Origin of the sequence: Streptomyces sp. NPDC060035, assembly GCF_042736635.1 — a bacterium.
In the GTDB taxonomy this organism is placed as follows: Bacteria; Actinomycetota; Actinomycetes; order Streptomycetales; family Streptomycetaceae; genus Streptomyces.
This window is the reverse complement of record NZ_JBHWVO010000030.1, coordinates 36,941-55,162: the sequence shown is the minus strand read 5'-3', so window position 1 is coordinate 55,162 and position 18,222 is coordinate 36,941. Positions and strand designations below refer to the sequence as shown.

Sequence of the window (18,222 nt, the reverse complement as noted above, 5' to 3'; positions counted from 1 at the left end):
GTTACGTGTACGTGGGTGCGTCTGGCGGTCAAGCGGGAGTGGCGTCGAGCGCGTGCCCCACGAGGGCGAGCAGCGACTCGACGACCGTGATCCTCTTACGCGCATCCATGATCACAACAGGCACGTGCGGCGGTACGGTCAGGGCCTCCCTGACGTCGCTCTCCTCGTAACCGGGGGATCCCTCGAAGTGGTTGACGGCGACGATGTACGGAAGTCCGCAGCTCTCGAAGTAGTCGAGCGCCGGGAAGCAGTCGGCGAGACGCCGGGTGTCGGCGAGCACGACCGCACCGATCGCGCCGCGCACGAGGTCGTCCCACATGAACCAGAAGCGCTGCTGGCCGGGTGTGCCGAAGACGTACAGCACGAGGTCGTCGTCGAGCGTGAGACGGCCGAAGTCCATCGCGACGGTCGTGGTGACCTTGTCGGGCGTGGCGGTGAGATCGTCGGTCTCCTCGCTGGCCTGCGTCATCATCGCTTCGGTCTGCAGAGGCGTTATCTCCGAGACCGAGCCCACGAAGGTCGTCTTGCCCACACCGAACCCGCCCGCGACCACTATCTTGGTGGCGATCGGAGCACGCGTATGGTCCAGCTGCCAGGCCTGCACCGACTCGTCGGGCTGGTGGTCCCGAGGCCCCGGCCGGCGCGGGGTGAAGAGCGGAGCCTCAGAGACGGCGGAGTCCATTGAGCACCCTTTCGAGCAGTGCGCGGTCGGGCTGACCGGTTCCGTGACCGGTTCCGTACACGCGGATCTTTCCCTGGTCGGCCAAGTCGCTGAGCAGCACCCGGACCACACCGAGCGGCATCTTCAACAGGGCCGAGATCTCCGCGACCGTACGCATACGACGGCAGAGTTCGACGATGGCACGGAGCTCCGGCATGACGCGTGAGGCGAGGTTGCCGTTCGTGAGCTCGCGGCGCTCCTCGGGGGCTTCCAGCGCGGCGACGAACGTCTCGACGAGCAGGACGTGGCCGAAGCGGGTACGGCCACCGGTGAGAGAGTACGGGCGGACCCGTGCGGGCCTGCGATCGGACCCGCGGACGGGGAGCCTGCGTACGGGTTCAGCAGCAGAGGTCACTGGGCGCTCTCCATCGATTTGCGCAGTTCACTGCGGAGTTCGGGGGTGAGTACGTGTCCGGCACGGCCGACGAAGAGCGCCATGTGGTAGGCGACGACGCTCATGTCGCAGTCGGGGGTGGCGTGCACACCGAGCAGGGAGCCGTCGCTGATCGACATGACGAAGACGCTGCCCTCTTCCATGGCGACCATCGTCTGTTTGACACCGCCGCCGTCCATCAGCTTCGCGGCGCCGACGGTGAGGGATCCGATGCCGGAGACAATGGTGGCGAGGTCGGCGCTGGAGCCCTTGGGGCCCTCCGGCCGTCCGGCCGCCTTGGGCGCCGCGAGACCGGGGTCGGAGGAGAGCAGCATCAGCCCGTCGGACGAGACGACGGTGACCGAGTGCACCCCTGGCACCTCCTCCACGAGATTGCTCAGCAACCAGTGAAGGTTACGGGCCTCGGTACTCAGCCCGAATGTGCTGGGCGCAGTCAACTGCGTGCCTCCTCGACTGTGTCCCCCGTCTCATCGAATCGACCATCGGTACGGTCGTTCAGCTCACTGTGGTCGGTCTGTGGGGCGCTCTCGGCGCCGTCGCTCCCTGCGATCGCGGCCTCGAAATCGCGTCGGCCGTCCTTCGCTCCCTGGTGGAAGCCGCCGAGCCTGCGGCGCAGTGCGTCCTTGTCCAGGCTGCCCTTGCGCTCGGTGGCGGGCGCCGCGGCGGGGGCGACAGCCTTGGGAGTGCGCTTGGGCAGCCCCTTGTCGGTGACGCGCTCGGTCACCGGCTGCCGCGGGCCCGGAAGGGCGTCGGCGACGGAAACGGGGGCAGGGGCGGCCGGGGCGGGGCTCGTGTCGGCGGCGCGCTCGTGGCGGTCGGGGCCGATGGTGTAGGGGTCCGGCGCGTCCTGCGGAACGGGCAGCCGGACCTGCATCGTCGTCTCGGCCTCGGACTCGGCGGGCCCGGGGACGGGCGCGTCCTCCTCGGGCCTGTCGTCCTCGGACCTGTCGTGCGCGGGCTCTTGGTGAGCGGGTTCTACGTGCGCGGGCTCTGCGTGCACGGATTCTGCGTGCGCGGGCTCTGCGTGCACGGGCTCTGCGTGCACGGGCTCTGCGTGCACGGGCTCTTCGTGCACGGGCTCTTCGTGCACGGGCTCTGCGTGCACGGGCTCTGCGTGCACGGGCTCTGCGTGCACGGGCTCTGCGTGCACGGGCTCTGCGTGCACGGGCTCTGCGTGCACGGGCTCTTGGTGCACGGGCTCTGCGTGCACGGGCTCTTGGTGCGCGGCTTCCACGTGCGACGGCTCTTCGTACGCGGCGGGCGCAGCCGGGTCGGGGGCCGTGCCCGACTCCAGGATCGTCCGCTCCGCGGCGGCGATCAGCGGATCCTCGGACGCGCCGGCCGAACGGGCGGGCAACGCATTGGAGTTGGCCTCGGCGACGGAACCCGGCAGATTCAGCGTGGGCGCGTCCCCGGGCATCTGCACCGGCGGCGGCGACGAGGCCGGCGGCGCCTTCGGCAGCAGGGCCTGCGGAAGCACGACGACCGCGGTCACCCCGCCCCCCTTCTGCTCGCGCAGCTGCACCCGTACGCCGTGGCGTGCGGCCAGCATCGAGGTCACCTGAAGTCCGAGTCCGGCCCCGTCCGCAGACTGTCCACCCGCCTGGAACGATGCCGGGTCGGCCAGCCTGGCATTGAGCTCGCCCATCCGGACCGCCGACATGCCGATGCCCTCGTCCTGCACGGAGAGCATCACCTCACCGGACTCCAGCAGCCAGCCGGAGAGCTCGACATGGGAGTCGGGGGGCGAGAAGGACGTCGCGTTCTCCAGGAGTTCGGCGACCAGGTGGCTCAGGTCGTCGGCGGCGAAGCCGGCGATCTGGGAGTGCGGCGGCAGGGACTGGATGGTGACCCGCTCGTACCGCTCGATCTCACTGACGGCCGCACGCAGCACGTCGACCAGCGGGATCGACCCCGCGTGCCCGTGCCCGTGTTCGGTACCGGCGAGGACCAGCATGTTCTCGCTGTGGCGCCGCATGACGGTGGCCATGTGGTCCAGCTTGAAGAGCGTGGCGAGGCGCTCCGGATCCTGCTCGCGCTCCTCCAGCCCCTCGATGACACCGAGCTGGCGCTCGACGAGACCAAGGGTGCGCAGGGAGAGGTTGACGAAGGTGTGGTGGACGGTGTTCTTCAACTGCTCCAGCGCCGTGGTGAGCTCGGCGACCTGGACCTGGAGCTCGGCCCGCTGGAGAGTGAGGGCCTCACGGCCCGCGATCAGTTCGCCGCGCTCGGTCTGCAGGCTCTCGAAGCGGCCTGCCGTCTCGTGGTGCAGCCCGTGCAGCTTGCCGTGCAGGGTGTTGATGGACCGTACGACCTGGGCGAACTCGTCGTTGCGTCCGGTGTAGCGGACCGGCTCGGCCGTCTCGGGTTCGGCGGCGAGCCGGCCTGCGCCGATCCGCAGGACGGCGAGCGGCTGGGTGAGGGTGCGCGCGACCGCGGTGGAGACGCCGACGGCGATCAGCAGACAGCCGCCGAGCAGCGCGATCCGCAGTTCGAGCGCGGTGACGTCGTCGTCGCGCAGTTGCTCCAGGCTCTTGACCCGGGCGGTGCCCAGCGCGGACTCGACGCCCCGCATCCGGTCGATGCGGGCGGAGAGCGCGGTACGGGCCTTCTTGCGGTCGGTCCTGCGGTCCGCCTCGGACAGCTCGGGGCGGTCGGTGAGCCGGGTGAGGTACTTCTCCGCGCTGTTGACCTCGGGGCCGGTCACGGTGGACGCGAGCTTGTCCCGGGCGGCGGGTCCTGCGGCCTGGTCGAATTCGGCGAGCGAGGCGAGTTCGCGCACCCGGGCCTGCTGGGCGGCGGCGCTCAGCTCGTCGCGGTTGCGGTCGTTCTCGCTGTCGCCCTCGTCCTGGGTCTGGACGGGAAGCCCGGTGAACGGGTCGATCTGCGGTTTTGCCGGCTCCGTGCCGGGAACGGAGAGCGCGGCCAGGAGCAGCCCCCGGGTGGCGGAGGCCTGCTCGACGGCGCCGCCGAGGGCGAGCGGGGCGCGCGTGGCGTCGGCGGCGCGCGGCGGGGTCTTCTCGGCCAGCTCGTCGGCGAGGTCGTGGAGCTTGGCGATGACCTCGGAGTACGCCTGGTGGGCCTCCAGCGCCGAACCCTTGCCCGTCAGGGCGTCGCGGCGCAGCGAGGGGATGGTGGAGAGATCGCGTCGCAGGGCTGCGGGGGCGGCTGCCCTGATCTCGTCCACCTGTTGGTCGACGCGGGCTGCGGGCGCGCTCCGGGCGACCTTGGCGTCGTCCTCGTCACGGCCGGCGGCGATGTGGGCGGTGACGTCGTCACGTTCGTCGGCGAGCGAGTGAGCGAGCGTGATGGCCTGCTGGTTCAGCTCGGCGAGCGTGACCAGTCGCTGGGACTCGTTGAGGTCGGAGGAAGCGCCCAGAGCCGCTGGGGCGCCCGCGGCGATGACGGTGATCCCGACGACGGCAACGCCGGCGACGAGCCGACTGCGTACCCGTACGGTCCGCTTGTCGGCACCCGCTGCCGGAGGCATCGCCCCGGAACCGTCGCGCGTGCTGTCCTTGCTCCGAGGCCGCTTCTTCTGCACCGGTGCTCGCAATCTTGACTCGTCCACCCTTGAAGCAGAGGTGACGCACGGTCATGTGAATAGGCGCCCCCACCCCTGGTACGGCTTCTGACCATTCCAGTGCTTTTGAGAGGGGGGCGCGCATCAACCGCTCCGCCACTCGAACGAGTGAACATCACTCCTGAGTTGGCGAACAAGTCTCCCCGGAGGCGCCTCCAGCCATGCACGGCCCCCTGGGTGGAACTTCGGCCCAGGCTTTGGCAGGATGCCCGCCCGCATATGCACGGAGCCTCGCCTTCCACCCCGGGAGGCCACTCTGACCTGCCGGTACGGTCCAACCCCGGGAACGTGTAGCCCTCGTGAAGGCATCGTGCAGACTGGCCGCATGCGTATCGAACTCGCCACCGAGCCGGGCAGCCCCGAACGCCCCAACGAGGACTGGGTATCGACGGCCCTCCCGGCAGCCGGCCAGGGCGGGGTGCTCGTCCTGCTCGACGGCGTCACGCCGCCCCGGAGTGACGACGGATGTGTGCACTCGGTGCCCTGGTTCACCGCGAGACTGGGCGGCTCATTGGTCGAACTGTCCGCTTCGCGACGGGATCTGACGCTGACCGAGATCCTCTCCATGTCCATTCGGCGCACCGCCGACACGCATCGTTCCCTGTGTGACCTTTCTCACGTACGAACACCTCAGGCGACAGTGGTCCTGGCGCGCTGGGACGAACAGGAGATCGAGCACCTGGTGCTCTCCGACTCCGCCCTGCTCGTCGAAGCGCCCGACGGCACGGTGCGGGCGGTCCTCGACGACCGTCTCGACCGGCTGCCACCGGGCTCTCTCGCCTCCGAGGCGATCGCCGACGCGCGCGTACGGAACAAGGAGGGCGGCTTCTTCACGGCGGCCGCCGACCCCGAGGTGGCGTCACGCGCGGTGACGGGACGCACCGCGCGCGCGGAGGCCCGGGCGCTGGCGGCGCTGACCGACGGCGCGAGCCGCTGGACGGAGACGTTCCGCGAGGGCGACTGGAAGGCCACGCTGGGGCTGCTGCGCAAGGCGGGGCCGCAGGGGCTGATCGATCGCGTCAGGGAGCTGGAGAGGGCCGACACGGACCGCACGTACCTGCGCCGCAGCAAGACGCATGACGACGCGACAGCCGTCCTGGTCGAGCTGTAGGCAGGCGCGGCGCGGGCGCGTTCACGCACCGAACTGCGGACCGCCGTCGCCGAACTGCGGACCGTCGTAGAGCTGCGGGCCGGCGTGCCGCGGGCCGGCGTGCTGCGGGCCGGTCGCCGCACCGCGGCCCCTTCGCACTGCGCTCCCGGCCGGATCTCAGTCCTCGGCACGCTCGTTCAAGTGGTGCAGCAGCCGCGCCAGTTCCGCGACCTCGGCGCGGTCCCAGTCCGCCAGTTTGCGGGCATAACGTCCGCGGCGGGCATCTCGGACGCTCCGGAAGCGGGCGAGGCCCTCGTCGGTGAGCCGGACGAGTGAGGCGCGGCCGTCCGCCGGGTCGCTCTCACGCGCCACCAGACCGAGTGCCTCCAGCGCGCGCAGTTGACGGCTCATGGTCGCCTTGCCCACACCGAAGTAGGCGGCGAGCTCGGTGGCACGCTGCCGGCCGGCCGACTCCAGCCGCACGAAGAGCCCGTAGGCCGCCGACTCCAGATCCGGGTGAACCTCCCGGGCCATCTCCCCCGAGCTGGCCCGTGCCCGTCGCAGAAAGACCGCCAACTCGCGCTCCAGCGCAAGGAATTCGTGGTCCACACCACTCCCGACCGCCGCGCCGGGTTCACTTGCGCTTCCATTCCCGTGCACGTCAGCACCCCTCATACGCTTTCCCGCCGATGAAAGTTTCTTTCAGCTCCGGCCATAGCCGCAGCTGGGCCAGTATTTCGCAGGCGTAGACCATCGGAAGCGGCCGGGCCCCCTTCCGCCGGGCAGGTCTACGTGCGTAGCTTCATGGGTGTCATGGATGGCATGTCCACACCATGACGGCACGCACTGCAGGAGTGTTCCCGCACGCGCTCCTGGGCCAGCAGCTCCCCCCACCGAGCCCTCGGAGGCACGCAGATGCCCGTGCACAGATCCGGATCCGGAACGACCCGCCGCTCGCACCTCGCCGCAGCGGGAACCCTCCTCGCCGCCCTCACTCTCCTGCTCGCGCTGCCCGGCGCGGCCACCGCCGCCGACATTCCCCAGCGCGGTACAGCCAGGATGGGGCAGGGCGTCATCGCCCACGACGGGCAGCGGGGCGGCAGCCCCACCGGCACGGAAGCCGTCCAGACCGAAGGCGTGGACGTCAGCGGCCATCAGGGCGACGTCGCCTGGCAGACCTTGTGGAACAGCGGCGTGAAGTGGGCCTACGTCAAGGCCACCGAGGGGACGTACTACAAGAACACGTCCTTCACGCAGCAGTACAACGGCTCCTACAACGTCGGCATGATCCGCGGCACGTACCACTTCGCCACCCCCGACACGACCAGCGGCGCCGCCCAGGCCAACTACTTCGTCGACAACGGGGGCGGCTGGTCCAGGGACGGCAGAACGCTGCCCGGCGTGCTCGACATCGAGTGGAATCCGTACGGCGCGCAGTGCTACGGAAAGACCCAGGCCGCGATGGTCTCCTGGATCCGCGACTTCGCGAATACCTACAAGGCGCGCACCGGGCGCGACCCGGTGATCTACACCGCGACCAGCTGGTGGAAGGACTGCACGGGCAACAACGCGAGCTTCGGCGCCACCAACCCGCTCTGGGTGGCCCGCTACAACACCACGGTCGGCGAGCTTCCGGCCGGCTGGGGCTACTACACGATCTGGCAGTACACGTCGTCCGGCCCCACGGTCGGTGACCACAACCACTTCAACGGCGCCCTCGACCGCGTACAGGCGCTCGCGAACGGCTGATCAAGCCCCACCGCACGACGGAGCCCCGGTGACGAGCCCCACGTCACCGGGGCTCCGTGCTGCCGGGGACCCACTATGCATGACGTGTATACACACTATGTATAGTCACGGCGTCCCGCACCGCAGGTGTGCGACACAGCCGCGAAGGAGTGACCTGTCATGCCCAGAAAGATGTCGCCGTTCGGTACGGGGTTGGCTGCCGCCCTTGTGACTGCGCTCACGCTGACGCTCAGCGGCTGCTCGATGCAGACCACGGCGCCGGGGTCCGCACGCCGGGACGCCGCCTCCGACGCCAAGGGTTCGTTCGGCCAGGTGGACTGCCGCAAGGCGAAGTGCATCGCGCTGACGTTCGACGCGGGACCGGCGAAGGACACCCCGCGTCTCCTGGACATCCTCAAGGAGAAGAAGGTGCCTGCCACGTTCTTCCTGCTGGGCAGGGACCACGTCCTGAAGCACCCCGACACCGTGCGGCGCATCGAGGCCGAGGGGCACGAAGTCGCCAACCACACGTGGACGCACGAGATCCTGACGGACAGGAAGCCCGGGGAGATACGCGCCGAACTGGAGAAGACCCAGCTCGCGATCGAGAAGATCACGGGGAAGAAGCCGCGGCTGATGCGCCCGCCGCAGGGCCGTACGGACGACACGGTCTCCGGGATCTGCAAGGAGCTCGGGCTCTCGCAGATCCTGTGGAGCGCGACCGCCAAGGACTACTCCACGAACGACTCCGCGCTGATACGGAAGCGCATCCTCGACCAGGCCGGCAAGGACGGGGTCATCCTGCTGCACGACATCTACAAGGGGACGGTCCCCGCGGTGCCGGGCATCATCGACACACTGAGGAAGCGCGGCTACACCTTCGTGACCGTCCCCCAGCTGATGGCCCCCGCAGAGCCGGAGCCCGGCACGGTCTATCGCCCGTGACCCGACCCGGCCGGATACGCGGAACGGCCCGCTCCTCCCTCGCGGGAGGAGCGGGCCGTCCGTACCGGCCGCGTCCGTGGTGCCACGCCCGTCACTGCGTGACGCCTACGCCGCAGCCGGGATCCTCTCCGCGGCCCCGACGGACGCCGGGGCGAGCGCGATCTCCAGCACCTGGCGGACATCGGTGACCGGGTGGACCTCCAGGGTGTCGAGGACCTCTGCCGGGACGTCGTCCAGGTCGGCCTCGTTGCGCTTGGGAATCACCACCGTGGTGATGCCCGCCCGGTGCGCGGCCAGCAGCTTCTGCTTCAGGCCGCCGATCGGCAGCACCCGTCCGGTCAGCGACACCTCACCGGTCATCGCCACATCCGTACGGACGAGCCGCCCGGACAGCAGCGAGGCCAGTGCCGTCGTCATCGTGATACCGGCACTCGGGCCGTCCTTGGGAACGGCGCCCGCCGGGAAGTGGATGTGCGCGCCGCGGTCCTTCAGATCCGCGACCGGCAGTTCCAGCTCCGCTCCGTGCGACCGCAGGAAGCTCAGCGCGATCTGGGCGGACTCCTTCATCACGTCGCCGAGCTGACCGGTGAGGGTCAGTCCGGACGCCCCGGTCTCCGGGTCGGCCAGCGACGCCTCGACGAACAGCACGTCACCGCCCGCTCCGGTCACCGCGAGCCCGGTGGCCACGCCCGGCACCGCGGTACGGCGCTCGGCCGGGTCCTGGGCGGACTCGGGAACGTGGTGGGGGCGTCCGATCAGTCCCCGCAGGTCCTCCTCGGTCACCGTGAACGGGAGGTCGCGGTCGCCCAGCTCGTGCTGGGCCGCAATCTTGCGGAGCAACCGGGCGACGGCCCGCTCCAGATTCCGTACGCCGGCCTCCCTCGTGTACTCACCGGCCAGCTTGCGCAGCGCCGACTCGTCGAGGCTCACCTCGTCCTTCTCCAGGCCTGCCCGCTCCAGCTGACGCGGGAGCAGGTGGTCCCGGGCGATGACGACCTTCTCGTCCTCGGTGTAGCCGTCCAGCCTGACCAGCTCCATGCGGTCGAGCAGGGCTTCCGGGATGGCTTCGAGCACATTCGCCGTGGCCAGGAACACCACGTCGCTGAGGTCGAGTTCGACCTCCAGGTAATGGTCGCGGAAGGTGTGGTTCTGCGCCGGGTCGAGTACCTCGAGCAGGGCGGCGGCCGGGTCGCCCCGGAAGTCCGAGCCGACCTTGTCGATCTCGTCGAGCAGGACGACCGGGTTCATCGAACCGGCCTCCTTGATGGCGCGGACGATGCGTCCCGGGAGCGCGCCGACGTACGTACGCCGGTGGCCGCGGATCTCCGCCTCGTCCCGGACACCACCGAGGGCGACGCGGACGAACTTGCGGCCCATGGCGTGCGCGACGGACTCACCGAGCGAGGTCTTGCCCACGCCGGGCGGCCCGACCAGCGCCAGCACGGCACCACCGCGCCGCCCGCCGACCACACCGAGTCCGCGGTCGGCGCGCCGCTTGCGCACCGCGAGGTACTCGGTGATGCGCTCCTTCACGTCCTGCAGCCCCGCGTGCTCCGCGTCCAGGATCTCCTGGGCGCCCCTGATGTCGTACGCGTCCTCGGTCCGCTCGGTCCACGGCAGTTCCAGGACGGTGTCCAGCCAGGTGCGGATCCAGGAGCCCTCGGGGCTCTGGTCGGACGCGCGCTCCAGCTTCTCGACCTCCTTGAGGGCGGCCTCGCGGACGTTCTCGGGAAGCTGGGCGGCTTCGACACGCGCCCGGTAGTCGTCGGACTCGTCCTCAGGATCGCCGTTGAGCTCGGAGAGCTCCTTTCGTACGGCGTCGAGCTGGCGCCGCAGCAGGAATTCGCGCTGCTGCTTGTCGACGCCCTCCTGGACGTCCTTGGCGATGGACTCGGCGACATCCTGCTCGGCGAGGTGCTCACCGAGCCACTGGACGGCGAGCTTGAGCCGGGCGACCGCGTCCACGGTCTCCAGCAGCTGCACCTTCTGGGCTGTGGTGAGGAAGGGTGAGTACCCGGAATTGTCGGCGAGCGCCGAGATGTCCTCGATCTGCTGCACCCGGTCCACGACCTGCCAGGCGCCGCGCTTCTTCAGCCAGCTGGTGGCGAGCGCCTTGTACTCCTTGGCGAGCTCGGCGGCGGAGCCGGGCAGCGGGTCGGGCAGGGACACGTCGATCCGTGTGCCCTCCACCCACAGCGCCCCGCCGGGCCCACTGGTCCCGGCACCGATCCGTACCCGGTCACGGGCGCGGATCAGCGCGCCCGGATCCCCGTCCGAGAGCCGTCCGACCTGCTCGACGGTCCCCAGGACACCGGTCCCTGTGTAGTTCCCGTCGATACGCGGCACGAGCAGCACCTCGGGCTTGCCGCCACCGGGCCGCGCGACGGACTGGGCCGCCTCCACGGCAGCACGCACTTCCGCGTCCGACAGATCGAGCGGAACCACCATTCCAGGAAGCACGACCTCGTCGTCGAGGGGCAGCACGGGCAGGTCGATCGGCGTGAACGCCTCGGACGCATTGGACTCAGCAGTCATGATCTCCCCTTCGGCAGGCAAGTTGAGTTATGTGGACTCAATGCTCCTGACCTACCGAATGTTCCCTGTCCTGCGTTCGCTCTCAGCGATCACCCTCCGGCACCCGCCCCACCTCGATGTCCCGCGAGGACAGCGCCTGCTTCTACGGCAGCACTCCGCGGGGCACGGCCATTCCCGGCGCGTCCGGGGCGAGCTGCGAGCTCCCGCACCACGGCAACGCGGACCCGGAGGGGTGACCCTGCGGGAAATGACTGGTCCCGGCAGCGGCGCCTCGGGATGATGAGCCGGCTGACCGCCCCGCCGCCGACCGGATGCCGGAGACCGCGCCCATGCCCGCCACAGACACCCACCGCCCCGTCACTCTCGACCGGCGCGAAGGGCCGTACGGTGAAGTCGTCCTGCGGGAGCGCGGCGACGACTTCGAGATCATCGCCAACGGCTGCTTCCTGATGGACACCTCCGACGGGCGCTCCGAGCGGCTGCTGATCGACGCGGCGCTCGACGCACTGCCCGACGGCCGGCCGGACCCGGCCGTGCTCATCGGCGGGCTCGGCGTCGGCTTCTCGCTGGTTCGCGCGGCGTCCGGCGAGCGGTGGGGACGGATCGTCGTCGTCGAACGGGAACAGGCGATCGTGGACTGGCATCTGGAGGGGCCGCTCGGCCGGATCTCGGGTGCGGCCCTCACCGATCCGCGGACCGAGGTCCTCCGTACGGACCTCGTCGAACACCTCCACTCGACCACGGAGCGTTACGACGCGTTATGCCTGGACATCGACAACGGCCCCGACTGGACCGTCACCGAGGACAACCGAAGCCTCTATACGCCCGCCGGTCTCGCGGCCTGCCACGCGCGTCTGACGCCCGGCGGGGTCCTCGCAGTATGGTCCGCACAGCCGTCCGCGCGCTTCGGGAGAGCCTTGCGGAATGCCGGATTCCACGCGGTACGAACCGAAGAAGTAGCCGTTGCCCGAGGTGTGCCCGACGTGGTCCATCTCGCACTCCGGAGTGTCTGAACCCCCACCCGGTATCCGCAGCCCCGGTCTGCCACGGGCCAAGCGGCACAAGGCCGACGATCCGCCGCTCCCGCCGAGGTAACACCTTCACCTCGGACAACACCCTGCGTAGCCGGGAGCCGTCTTCTGCCTTTACGCTGCTGACCGGTACAAGAGGGATCACCCACGAAATCCACAAGCGATAACCGTGCCTCCCGGGGGAATGGCCTCCGCGAGAACGGGCAGGGGCGGGGCGATGGAACAGACACACACCACCCACAACGGCGTCGCGGCCACCCCCGGGGCCCAGCGCCGGGTTCTGGTGGTCGAGGACGACCCGACAATCGTCGACGCCATTTCCGCCCGGCTGCGGGCCGAGGGCTTTCTGGTGCAGACCGCACTGGACGGGCCGGCGGCCGTTGACGCGGCCGAGGCCTGGCAGCCCGATCTGATGGTGCTCGACATCATGCTTCCCGGCTTCGACGGCCTGGAGGTCTGCCGCCGTGTGCAGGCACAGCGCCCCGTACCGGTACTGATGCTCACCGCACGCGACGACGAGACCGACATGCTGGTCGGGCTCGGGGTCGGCGCCGACGACTACATGACCAAGCCGTTCTCCATGCGTGAGCTGGCGGCGCGGGTGCACGTCCTGCTGCGCCGGGTCGAGCGGGCCGCACTGGCCGCCGTGACGCCGCGCAGCGGCATCCTGCGCCTCGGTGAGCTGGAGATCGACCACGCGCAGCGCCGTGTCCGGGTTCGCGCCGACGACGTCCACCTCACTCCGACCGAGTTCGACCTGCTGGTCTGCCTGGCCAACACACCGCGCGCGGTGCTGTCCCGGGAGCAGCTGCTGGCGGAGGTCTGGGACTGGGCGGACGCCTCGGGCACACGCACGGTCGACAGCCACATCAAGGCACTGCGCCGGAAGATCGGTGCCGAGCGGATCCGCACGGTGCACGGCGTCGGTTATGCCCTGGAGACTCCCGCGCCATGACGCGGCCCGGCTCCGGACTGCGGCCCTTCTCGATCAAGGCCAAGCTGGGCACGCTCGTCGTGGTGTCGGTGTTCATCACGACGGGTCTGCTGATCGTCGCTCTGCGGACCAGGACCGAATTCAGGTTCATCACGGTCTTCTCCGTGATCGCCACGCTGCTGATCACCCAGTTCGTGGCCCACGGTCTGACCGCGCCGCTGGACGAGATGAGAGCCGTCGCCAGGTCGATCTCGCACGGCGACTACACGAGGCGCGTGAGCGGCGCCGGACGCCGCGACGAGCTCGGCGACCTGGCGCAGACGATCAACCGCATGGCGGACGATCTGGAGGCCGAGGACCGGCACCGCAAGGAGCTGGTGGCCAACGTCTCGCACGAGTTGCGTACTCCCATCGCGGCGCTGAGAGCCGTGCTGGAGAACGTGGTGGACGGGGTGTCCGCCGCCGATCCCGAGACGATGCGTACGGCTCTGAAGCAGACCGAACGCCTCGGCAGACTGGTGGAGACGCTGCTGGACCTCTCCCGGCTGGACAACGGCGTGGTGACCCTGAAGGCCCGTCGCTTCGAGGTGTGGCCCTATCTGTCGGGCGTACTGAAGGAAGCGAACCTCGCGGCCTCGCACCGCAGGCTCTCCTCGGGTTCCGGCAACCACTCCCGTACGGACGTCCATCTGCATCTCGACGTGTCGCCGCCCGAGCTGACGGCGCACGCGGACGCGGAACGGCTGCACCAGGTGGTCGCCAATCTCATCGACAACGCGGTCAAGCACAGCCCTCCGCACGGACGGGTCACCGTGCTGGCGCGGCGCGGGGCCCACCCCGAGTCGCTCGAACTGGAGGTCGTCGACGAGGGCCCCGGCATTCCGGAGGCGGAGCGTCACCGGGTCTTCGAGCGCTTCAACCGCGGTCAGGCGCCCTACCCGCACGGGCCCGGCAGCGACGGCGGTACGGGACTGGGGCTGGCGATCGCCCGCTGGGCGGTGGATCTGCACGGCGGTCACATAGGCGTGGCCGAATCAGCCCGCGGCTGCAGGATCCAGGTCACCCTTCCGGGGACAGCTCAGTTCCACGGTTGACCTGGTGTTCGAACCGGAAGGCCGCGTTCTACGCTGCGGCCCCGAAAGAGATACGGTCCAAGGGGCCATGTCCATGGCCTCGCGTACCCGAAGTGCAGCGGAACCCCGCTTGTTTCCCGCCATTTCATGCGCCGAAACCCGGCTTCCGATGTGATGTGCACGACGAAGACCGGCCCGGCCTGCACGTAACGGCTGGGGAGGCGTAGCCTTGATTTCCGCTGTCCATCACCTTGTGAAGCGGAAGAGGGCGGTTGCCGCCGTGTCGTCTCAGTCCCCCAGTAACTCGAGCATCTCGACCGATCAAGAAGCAGGCTCCGGGTCCAACCCCGCCGCCGCATTCGGCCCCAATGAGTGGCTTGTCGACGAGATCTACCAGCAGTACCTCCAGGACCCCAGTTCGGTCGATCGCGCCTGGTGGGACTTCTTCGCCGACTACAAGCCGGGTACGTCCGGCACGGCGGACAAGCCCGGCCCCGCAGCCGCGGGGGCTGCGGTGACCCCGGCCCCGGCCGCCGCCACCGCTGCGACCACCGTCACCAACGCTGCTCCGGCCCAGCCGGTGGCGCAGGCCCCGGCTCCCGCCGCGGCGCCCGCAGCCGCCGCTCCGGCGCCCAAGGCGGCGGCTCCTGCGCAGGCAGCGCCCGCCCCGGCGAAGGCGGCACCTGCGCAGGCCGCACCGGCGCCCGCCAAGGCCGCCGGTGCGACCGAGGCCCCGGCCGGCCCGGAGTATGTGACGCTGCGCGGCCCCTCGGCCGCCGTCGCGAAGAACATGAACGCCTCGCTGGAGCTGCCGACGGCCACGTCCGTCCGCGCCGTTCCCGTGAAGCTGCTCTTCGACAACCGCATCGTCATCAACAACCACCTCAAGCGTGCCCGTGGCGGGAAGATCTCCTTCACCCACCTCATCGGCTACGCGATGGTGCAGGCCCTCAAGGCCATGCCGTCGATGAACCACTCCTTCGTGGTGAAGGACGGCAAGCCGACCCTGGTCAAGCCGGAGCACATCAACCTCGGTCTGGCCATCGACCTCGTGAAGCCGAACGGCGACCGCCAGCTGGTCGTCGCGGCCATCAAGAAGGCCGAGACGCTCAACTTCTTCGAGTTCTGGCAGGCGTACGAGGACATCGTCCGCCGCGCCCGTGTCGGCAAGCTCGGCATGGACGACTTCACCGGGGTCACCGCTTCGCTGACCAACCCCGGCGGCATCGGCACCGTCCACTCGGTGCCCCGCCTGATGCCCGGACAGGGCCTCATCATGGGCGTCGGCGCGATGGACTACCCGGCGGAGTTCCAGGGCACCTCGCAGGACACCCTGAACAAGCTGGGCATCTCGAAGGTCATGACGCTGACCTCGACGTACGACCACCGGGTCATCCAGGGCGCCGCCTCCGGCGAGTTCCTGCGCGTCCTGTCCCAGCTCCTGCTCGGCGAGAACGACTTCTACGACGAGATCTTCAAGGCGCTGCGCATCCCCTACGAGCCGGTGCGCTGGCTCAAGGACATCGACGCCTCGCACGACGACGACGTCACCAAGGCCGCACGGGTCTTCGAGCTGATCCACTCCTACCGGGTCCGCGGCCACGTCATGGCCGACACCGACCCGCTGGAGTACCGCCAGCGCAAGCACCCCGACCTGGACATCAACGAGCACGGCCTCACCCTGTGGGACCTGGAGCGGGACTTCGCGGTCGGCGGTTTCGCCGGACAGACCCTGATGAAGCTCCGCGACATCCTCGGTGTGCTGCGTGAGTCGTACTGCCGCACGACCGGCATCGAGTTCATGCACATCCAGGACCCGAAGGAGCGCAAGTGGCTCCAGGACCGGGTGGAGCGTCCGCGCCCCGCGCCGGAGCGCGAGGAGCAGCTGCGGATCCTGCGCCGGCTGAACGCCGCGGAGGCGTTCGAGACGTTCCTGCAGACCAAGTACGTCGGCCAGAAGCGGTTCTCGCTGGAGGGCGGCGAGTCCGTCATCCCGCTGCTCGACGCGGTCATCGACTCCGCTGCCGAGGCGCGCCTCGACGAGGTCGTCATCGGCATGGCCCACCGCGGCCGGCTGAACGTCCTGGCGAACATCGTCGGCAAGTCGTACGCGCAGATCTTCCGGGAGTTCGAGGGCAACCTCGACCCGCGGTCGATGCACGGCTCCGGTGACGTCAAGTACCACCTGGGCGCCGAGGGCACCTTCACCGGTCTGGACGGCGAGCAGATCAAGGTCTCGCTGGCCGCCAACCCCTCGCACCTGGAGGCCGTCGACCCGGTCCTCGAGGGCATCGCCCGCGCCAAGCAGGACATCATCAACAAGGCCGGCACGGACTTCACGGTCCTGCCCGTCGCGCTGCACGGCGACGCGGCCTTCGCGGGCCAGGGCGTCGTCGCCGAGACGCTCAACATGTCGCAGCTGCGCGGCTACCGCACCGGCGGTACGGTCCACGTCGTCATCAACAACCAGGTCGGCTTCACGGCCGCCCCGGAGGCGTCGCGCTCCTCGATGTACGCCACGGACGTGGCACGCATGATCGAGGCGCCGATCATCCACGTCAACGGTGACGACCCGGAGGCCGTGGTCCGCGTCGCGCGGCTCGCCTTCGAGTACCGGCAGACGTTCAACAAGGACGTCGTCATCGACCTCATCTGCTACCGCCGCCGCGGTCACAACGAGGGCGACAACCCGGAGTTCACCAACCCGCAGATGTACACCCTGATCGACAAGAAGCGCTCGGTGCGCAAGCTCTACACCGAGTCCCTCATCGGTCGCGGCGACATCACGCTGGAAGAGGCCGAGCAGGCGCTCCAGGACTTCCAGGGCCAGCTGGAGAAGGTCTTCGCGGAGGTCCGCGAAGCCACCTCCGCGCCGTCCCAGCCGCACGTCCCGGACGTCCAGGCCGAGTTCCCGGTGGCGGTGAGCACCGCGGTGTCCTCGGAGGTCGTGAAGCTGATCGCCGAGTCCCAGGTCAACATCCCCGACGGGATCACCGTCCACCCGCGTCTGATGCCGCAGATGCAGCGCCGCGCGGCCTCGGTGGACAACGGCACGATCGACTGGGGCATGGGCGAGACCCTGGCCATCGGATCGCTGCTGATGGAGGGCACCCCCGTCCGGCTCGCCGGACAGGACACCCGCCGCGGCACGTTCGGCCAGCGTCACGCGGTTCTCGTCGACCAGAAGACCGGCGAGGACTACACCCCGCTGCTCTACCTCTCCGAGGACCAGGCCCGGTACAACGTCTACGACTCGCTGCTCAGCGAGTACGCGGCGATGGGCTTCGAGTACGGCTACTCACTGGCCCGCCCGGAGTCGCTGGTCATCTGGGAAGCCCAGTTCGGCGACTTCGTCAACGGCGCGCAGACGGTCGTGGACGAGTTCATCTCCTCGGCCGAGCAGAAGTGGGGCCAGACGTCCGGCGTCACGCTGCTGCTGCCGCACGGTTACGAGGGCCAGGGCCCGGACCATTCGTCCGCCCGCCCGGAGCGCTTCCTGCAGATGTGCGCGCAGGACAACATGACGGTCGCGATGCCGACGCTCCCGTCGAACTACTTCCACCTTCTGCGGTGGCAGGTGCACAACCCGCACCACAAGCCGCTGATCGTCTTCACGCCGAAGTCGATGCTCCGTCTCAAGGCGGCGGCGTCGAAGGCGGAGGAGTTCACCACCGGCGGCTTCCGTCCGGTGATCGGCGACGAGTCGGTCAAGGCGGAAGCGGTCCGCAAGGTCGTCTTCTGCGCCGGCAAGCTCTACTACGACCTGGACGCCGAGCGCGAGAAGCGTGGTGACACGGAGACGGCGATCATCCGTCTGGAGCGCCTGTACCCGCTGCCGGGTGCGGAGATCCAGGCCGAGATCGCCAAGTACCCGAACGCGGCGAAGTACCTCTGGGCCCAGGAGGAGCCGGCCAACCAGGGTGCGTGGCCGTTCATCGCGCTCAATCTGATCGACCACCTGGACCTGGCGGTCGGCGCCGACGTTCCGCACGGTGAGCGCCTGCGCCGTATCTCGCGCCGGCACGGCTCGTCCCCGGCGGTCGGCTCGGCCAAGCGCCACCAGGCCGAGCAGGCCCAGCTGGTCAACGAGGTCTTCGAGGCCTGATCAGCTGCTGTACGCACGTCGGTGCCCGGCCCCGCGAGATGATCGCGGGGCCGGGCACTCCGGCTTTTCGGCCTCGTTATTCT

At 69.6% G+C, this 18,222-nt stretch carries 13 protein-coding genes; 7 read left to right on the top strand and 6 right to left on the bottom strand.

All coding sequences use genetic code 11. From position 1 onward, the window contains the following. Window positions 1-28: 28 nt before the first annotated feature. Genes ACFWBQ_RS32885 through ACFWBQ_RS32870 form a run of 4 tightly spaced genes read right to left on the bottom strand, consistent with a single transcriptional unit; the run spans window position 29 to window position 4,659 of the window. Window positions 29-682 carry an ATP/GTP-binding protein gene (locus ACFWBQ_RS32885; protein ID WP_385505602.1) on the bottom strand — a complete coding sequence of 218 codons (654 nt, stop codon included), beginning with the start codon at window positions 680-682 and terminating at the stop codon, window positions 29-31. Beyond that, on the bottom strand, window positions 663-1,076 hold the full coding sequence (locus ACFWBQ_RS32880; protein WP_385505601.1) for a DUF742 domain-containing protein: 414 nt from the start codon (window positions 1,074-1,076) through the stop codon (window positions 663-665). The genes ACFWBQ_RS32885 and ACFWBQ_RS32880 overlap by 20 nt, the downstream gene beginning before the upstream one ends. Next, on the bottom strand, window positions 1,073-1,552 hold the full coding sequence (locus ACFWBQ_RS32875) for a roadblock/LC7 domain-containing protein (RefSeq protein ID WP_385505598.1): 480 nt from the start codon (window positions 1,550-1,552) through the stop codon (window positions 1,073-1,075). Before ACFWBQ_RS32875 ends, ACFWBQ_RS32880 begins: the two co-directional genes overlap by 4 nt. Further along, window positions 1,549-4,659 carry a nitrate- and nitrite sensing domain-containing protein gene (locus ACFWBQ_RS32870; protein ID WP_385505677.1) on the bottom strand — a complete coding sequence of 1,037 codons (3,111 nt, stop codon included), beginning with the start codon at window positions 4,657-4,659 and terminating at the stop codon, window positions 1,549-1,551. The genes ACFWBQ_RS32875 and ACFWBQ_RS32870 overlap by 4 nt, the downstream gene beginning before the upstream one ends. 364 nt (window positions 4,660-5,023) lie before the next feature. Here ACFWBQ_RS32870 and ACFWBQ_RS32865 point away from each other — a divergent pair, with 364 nt between their 5' ends. Beyond that, window positions 5,024-5,809, top strand: a complete 786-nt coding sequence (locus ACFWBQ_RS32865) for a hypothetical protein (RefSeq protein WP_385505594.1) — start codon at window positions 5,024-5,026, stop codon at window positions 5,807-5,809. A 156-nt stretch (window positions 5,810-5,965) separates the two neighbouring features. Here the strand turns inward: ACFWBQ_RS32865 and ACFWBQ_RS32860 are convergent, their stop codons facing one another. Further along, the gene (locus ACFWBQ_RS32860; protein ID WP_385505591.1) at window positions 5,966-6,448 is read right to left on the bottom strand and encodes a MarR family winged helix-turn-helix transcriptional regulator; all 483 of its coding nucleotides are present in this window, start codon (window positions 6,446-6,448) and stop codon (window positions 5,966-5,968) included. A gap of 255 nt (window positions 6,449-6,703) precedes the next feature. Between ACFWBQ_RS32860 and ACFWBQ_RS32855 the strand changes: the two genes are divergently transcribed. Beyond that, entirely contained in the window at window positions 6,704-7,537 is an 834-nt protein-coding gene (locus ACFWBQ_RS32855; protein ID WP_385505587.1) for a lysozyme, read from the top strand. 159 nt (window positions 7,538-7,696) lie between these two features. Then, complete coding sequence (locus tag ACFWBQ_RS32850) at window positions 7,697-8,461, top strand: polysaccharide deacetylase family protein (protein ID WP_385505585.1); 765 nt, start codon at window positions 7,697-7,699, stop codon at window positions 8,459-8,461. Window positions 8,462-8,566: 105 nt separating this feature from the next. On the opposite strand, the gene lon is transcribed toward ACFWBQ_RS32850, so the two are convergent. Continuing rightward, window positions 8,567-10,996 carry an endopeptidase La gene (lon, locus tag ACFWBQ_RS32845; RefSeq protein ID WP_385505581.1) on the bottom strand — a complete coding sequence of 810 codons (2,430 nt, stop codon included), beginning with the start codon at window positions 10,994-10,996 and terminating at the stop codon, window positions 8,567-8,569. 329 nt (window positions 10,997-11,325) lie between these two features. Here lon and ACFWBQ_RS32840 point away from each other — a divergent pair, with 329 nt between their 5' ends. The 4 genes from ACFWBQ_RS32840 (at window position 11,326) to ACFWBQ_RS32825 (ending at window position 18,139) form a co-directional block, all read left to right on the top strand. Continuing rightward, window positions 11,326-12,009 (top strand): spermidine synthase, encoded by a 684-nt coding sequence (locus tag ACFWBQ_RS32840; protein WP_385505579.1) that lies wholly within the window; start codon window positions 11,326-11,328, stop codon window positions 12,007-12,009. 235 nt (window positions 12,010-12,244) lie between these two features. Continuing rightward, entirely contained in the window at window positions 12,245-12,982 is a 738-nt protein-coding gene (locus ACFWBQ_RS32835; protein ID WP_056794186.1) for a response regulator transcription factor, read from the top strand. Beyond that, entirely contained in the window at window positions 12,979-14,055 is a 1,077-nt protein-coding gene (locus ACFWBQ_RS32830) for an ATP-binding protein (protein WP_385505575.1), read from the top strand. Before ACFWBQ_RS32835 ends, ACFWBQ_RS32830 begins: the two co-directional genes overlap by 4 nt. A 259-nt stretch (window positions 14,056-14,314) precedes the next feature. After that, on the top strand, window positions 14,315-18,139 hold the full coding sequence (locus ACFWBQ_RS32825; protein WP_385505569.1) for a multifunctional oxoglutarate decarboxylase/oxoglutarate dehydrogenase thiamine pyrophosphate-binding subunit/dihydrolipoyllysine-residue succinyltransferase subunit: 3,825 nt from the start codon (window positions 14,315-14,317) through the stop codon (window positions 18,137-18,139). The last annotated feature ends 83 nt before the right edge of the window (window positions 18,140-18,222 follow it).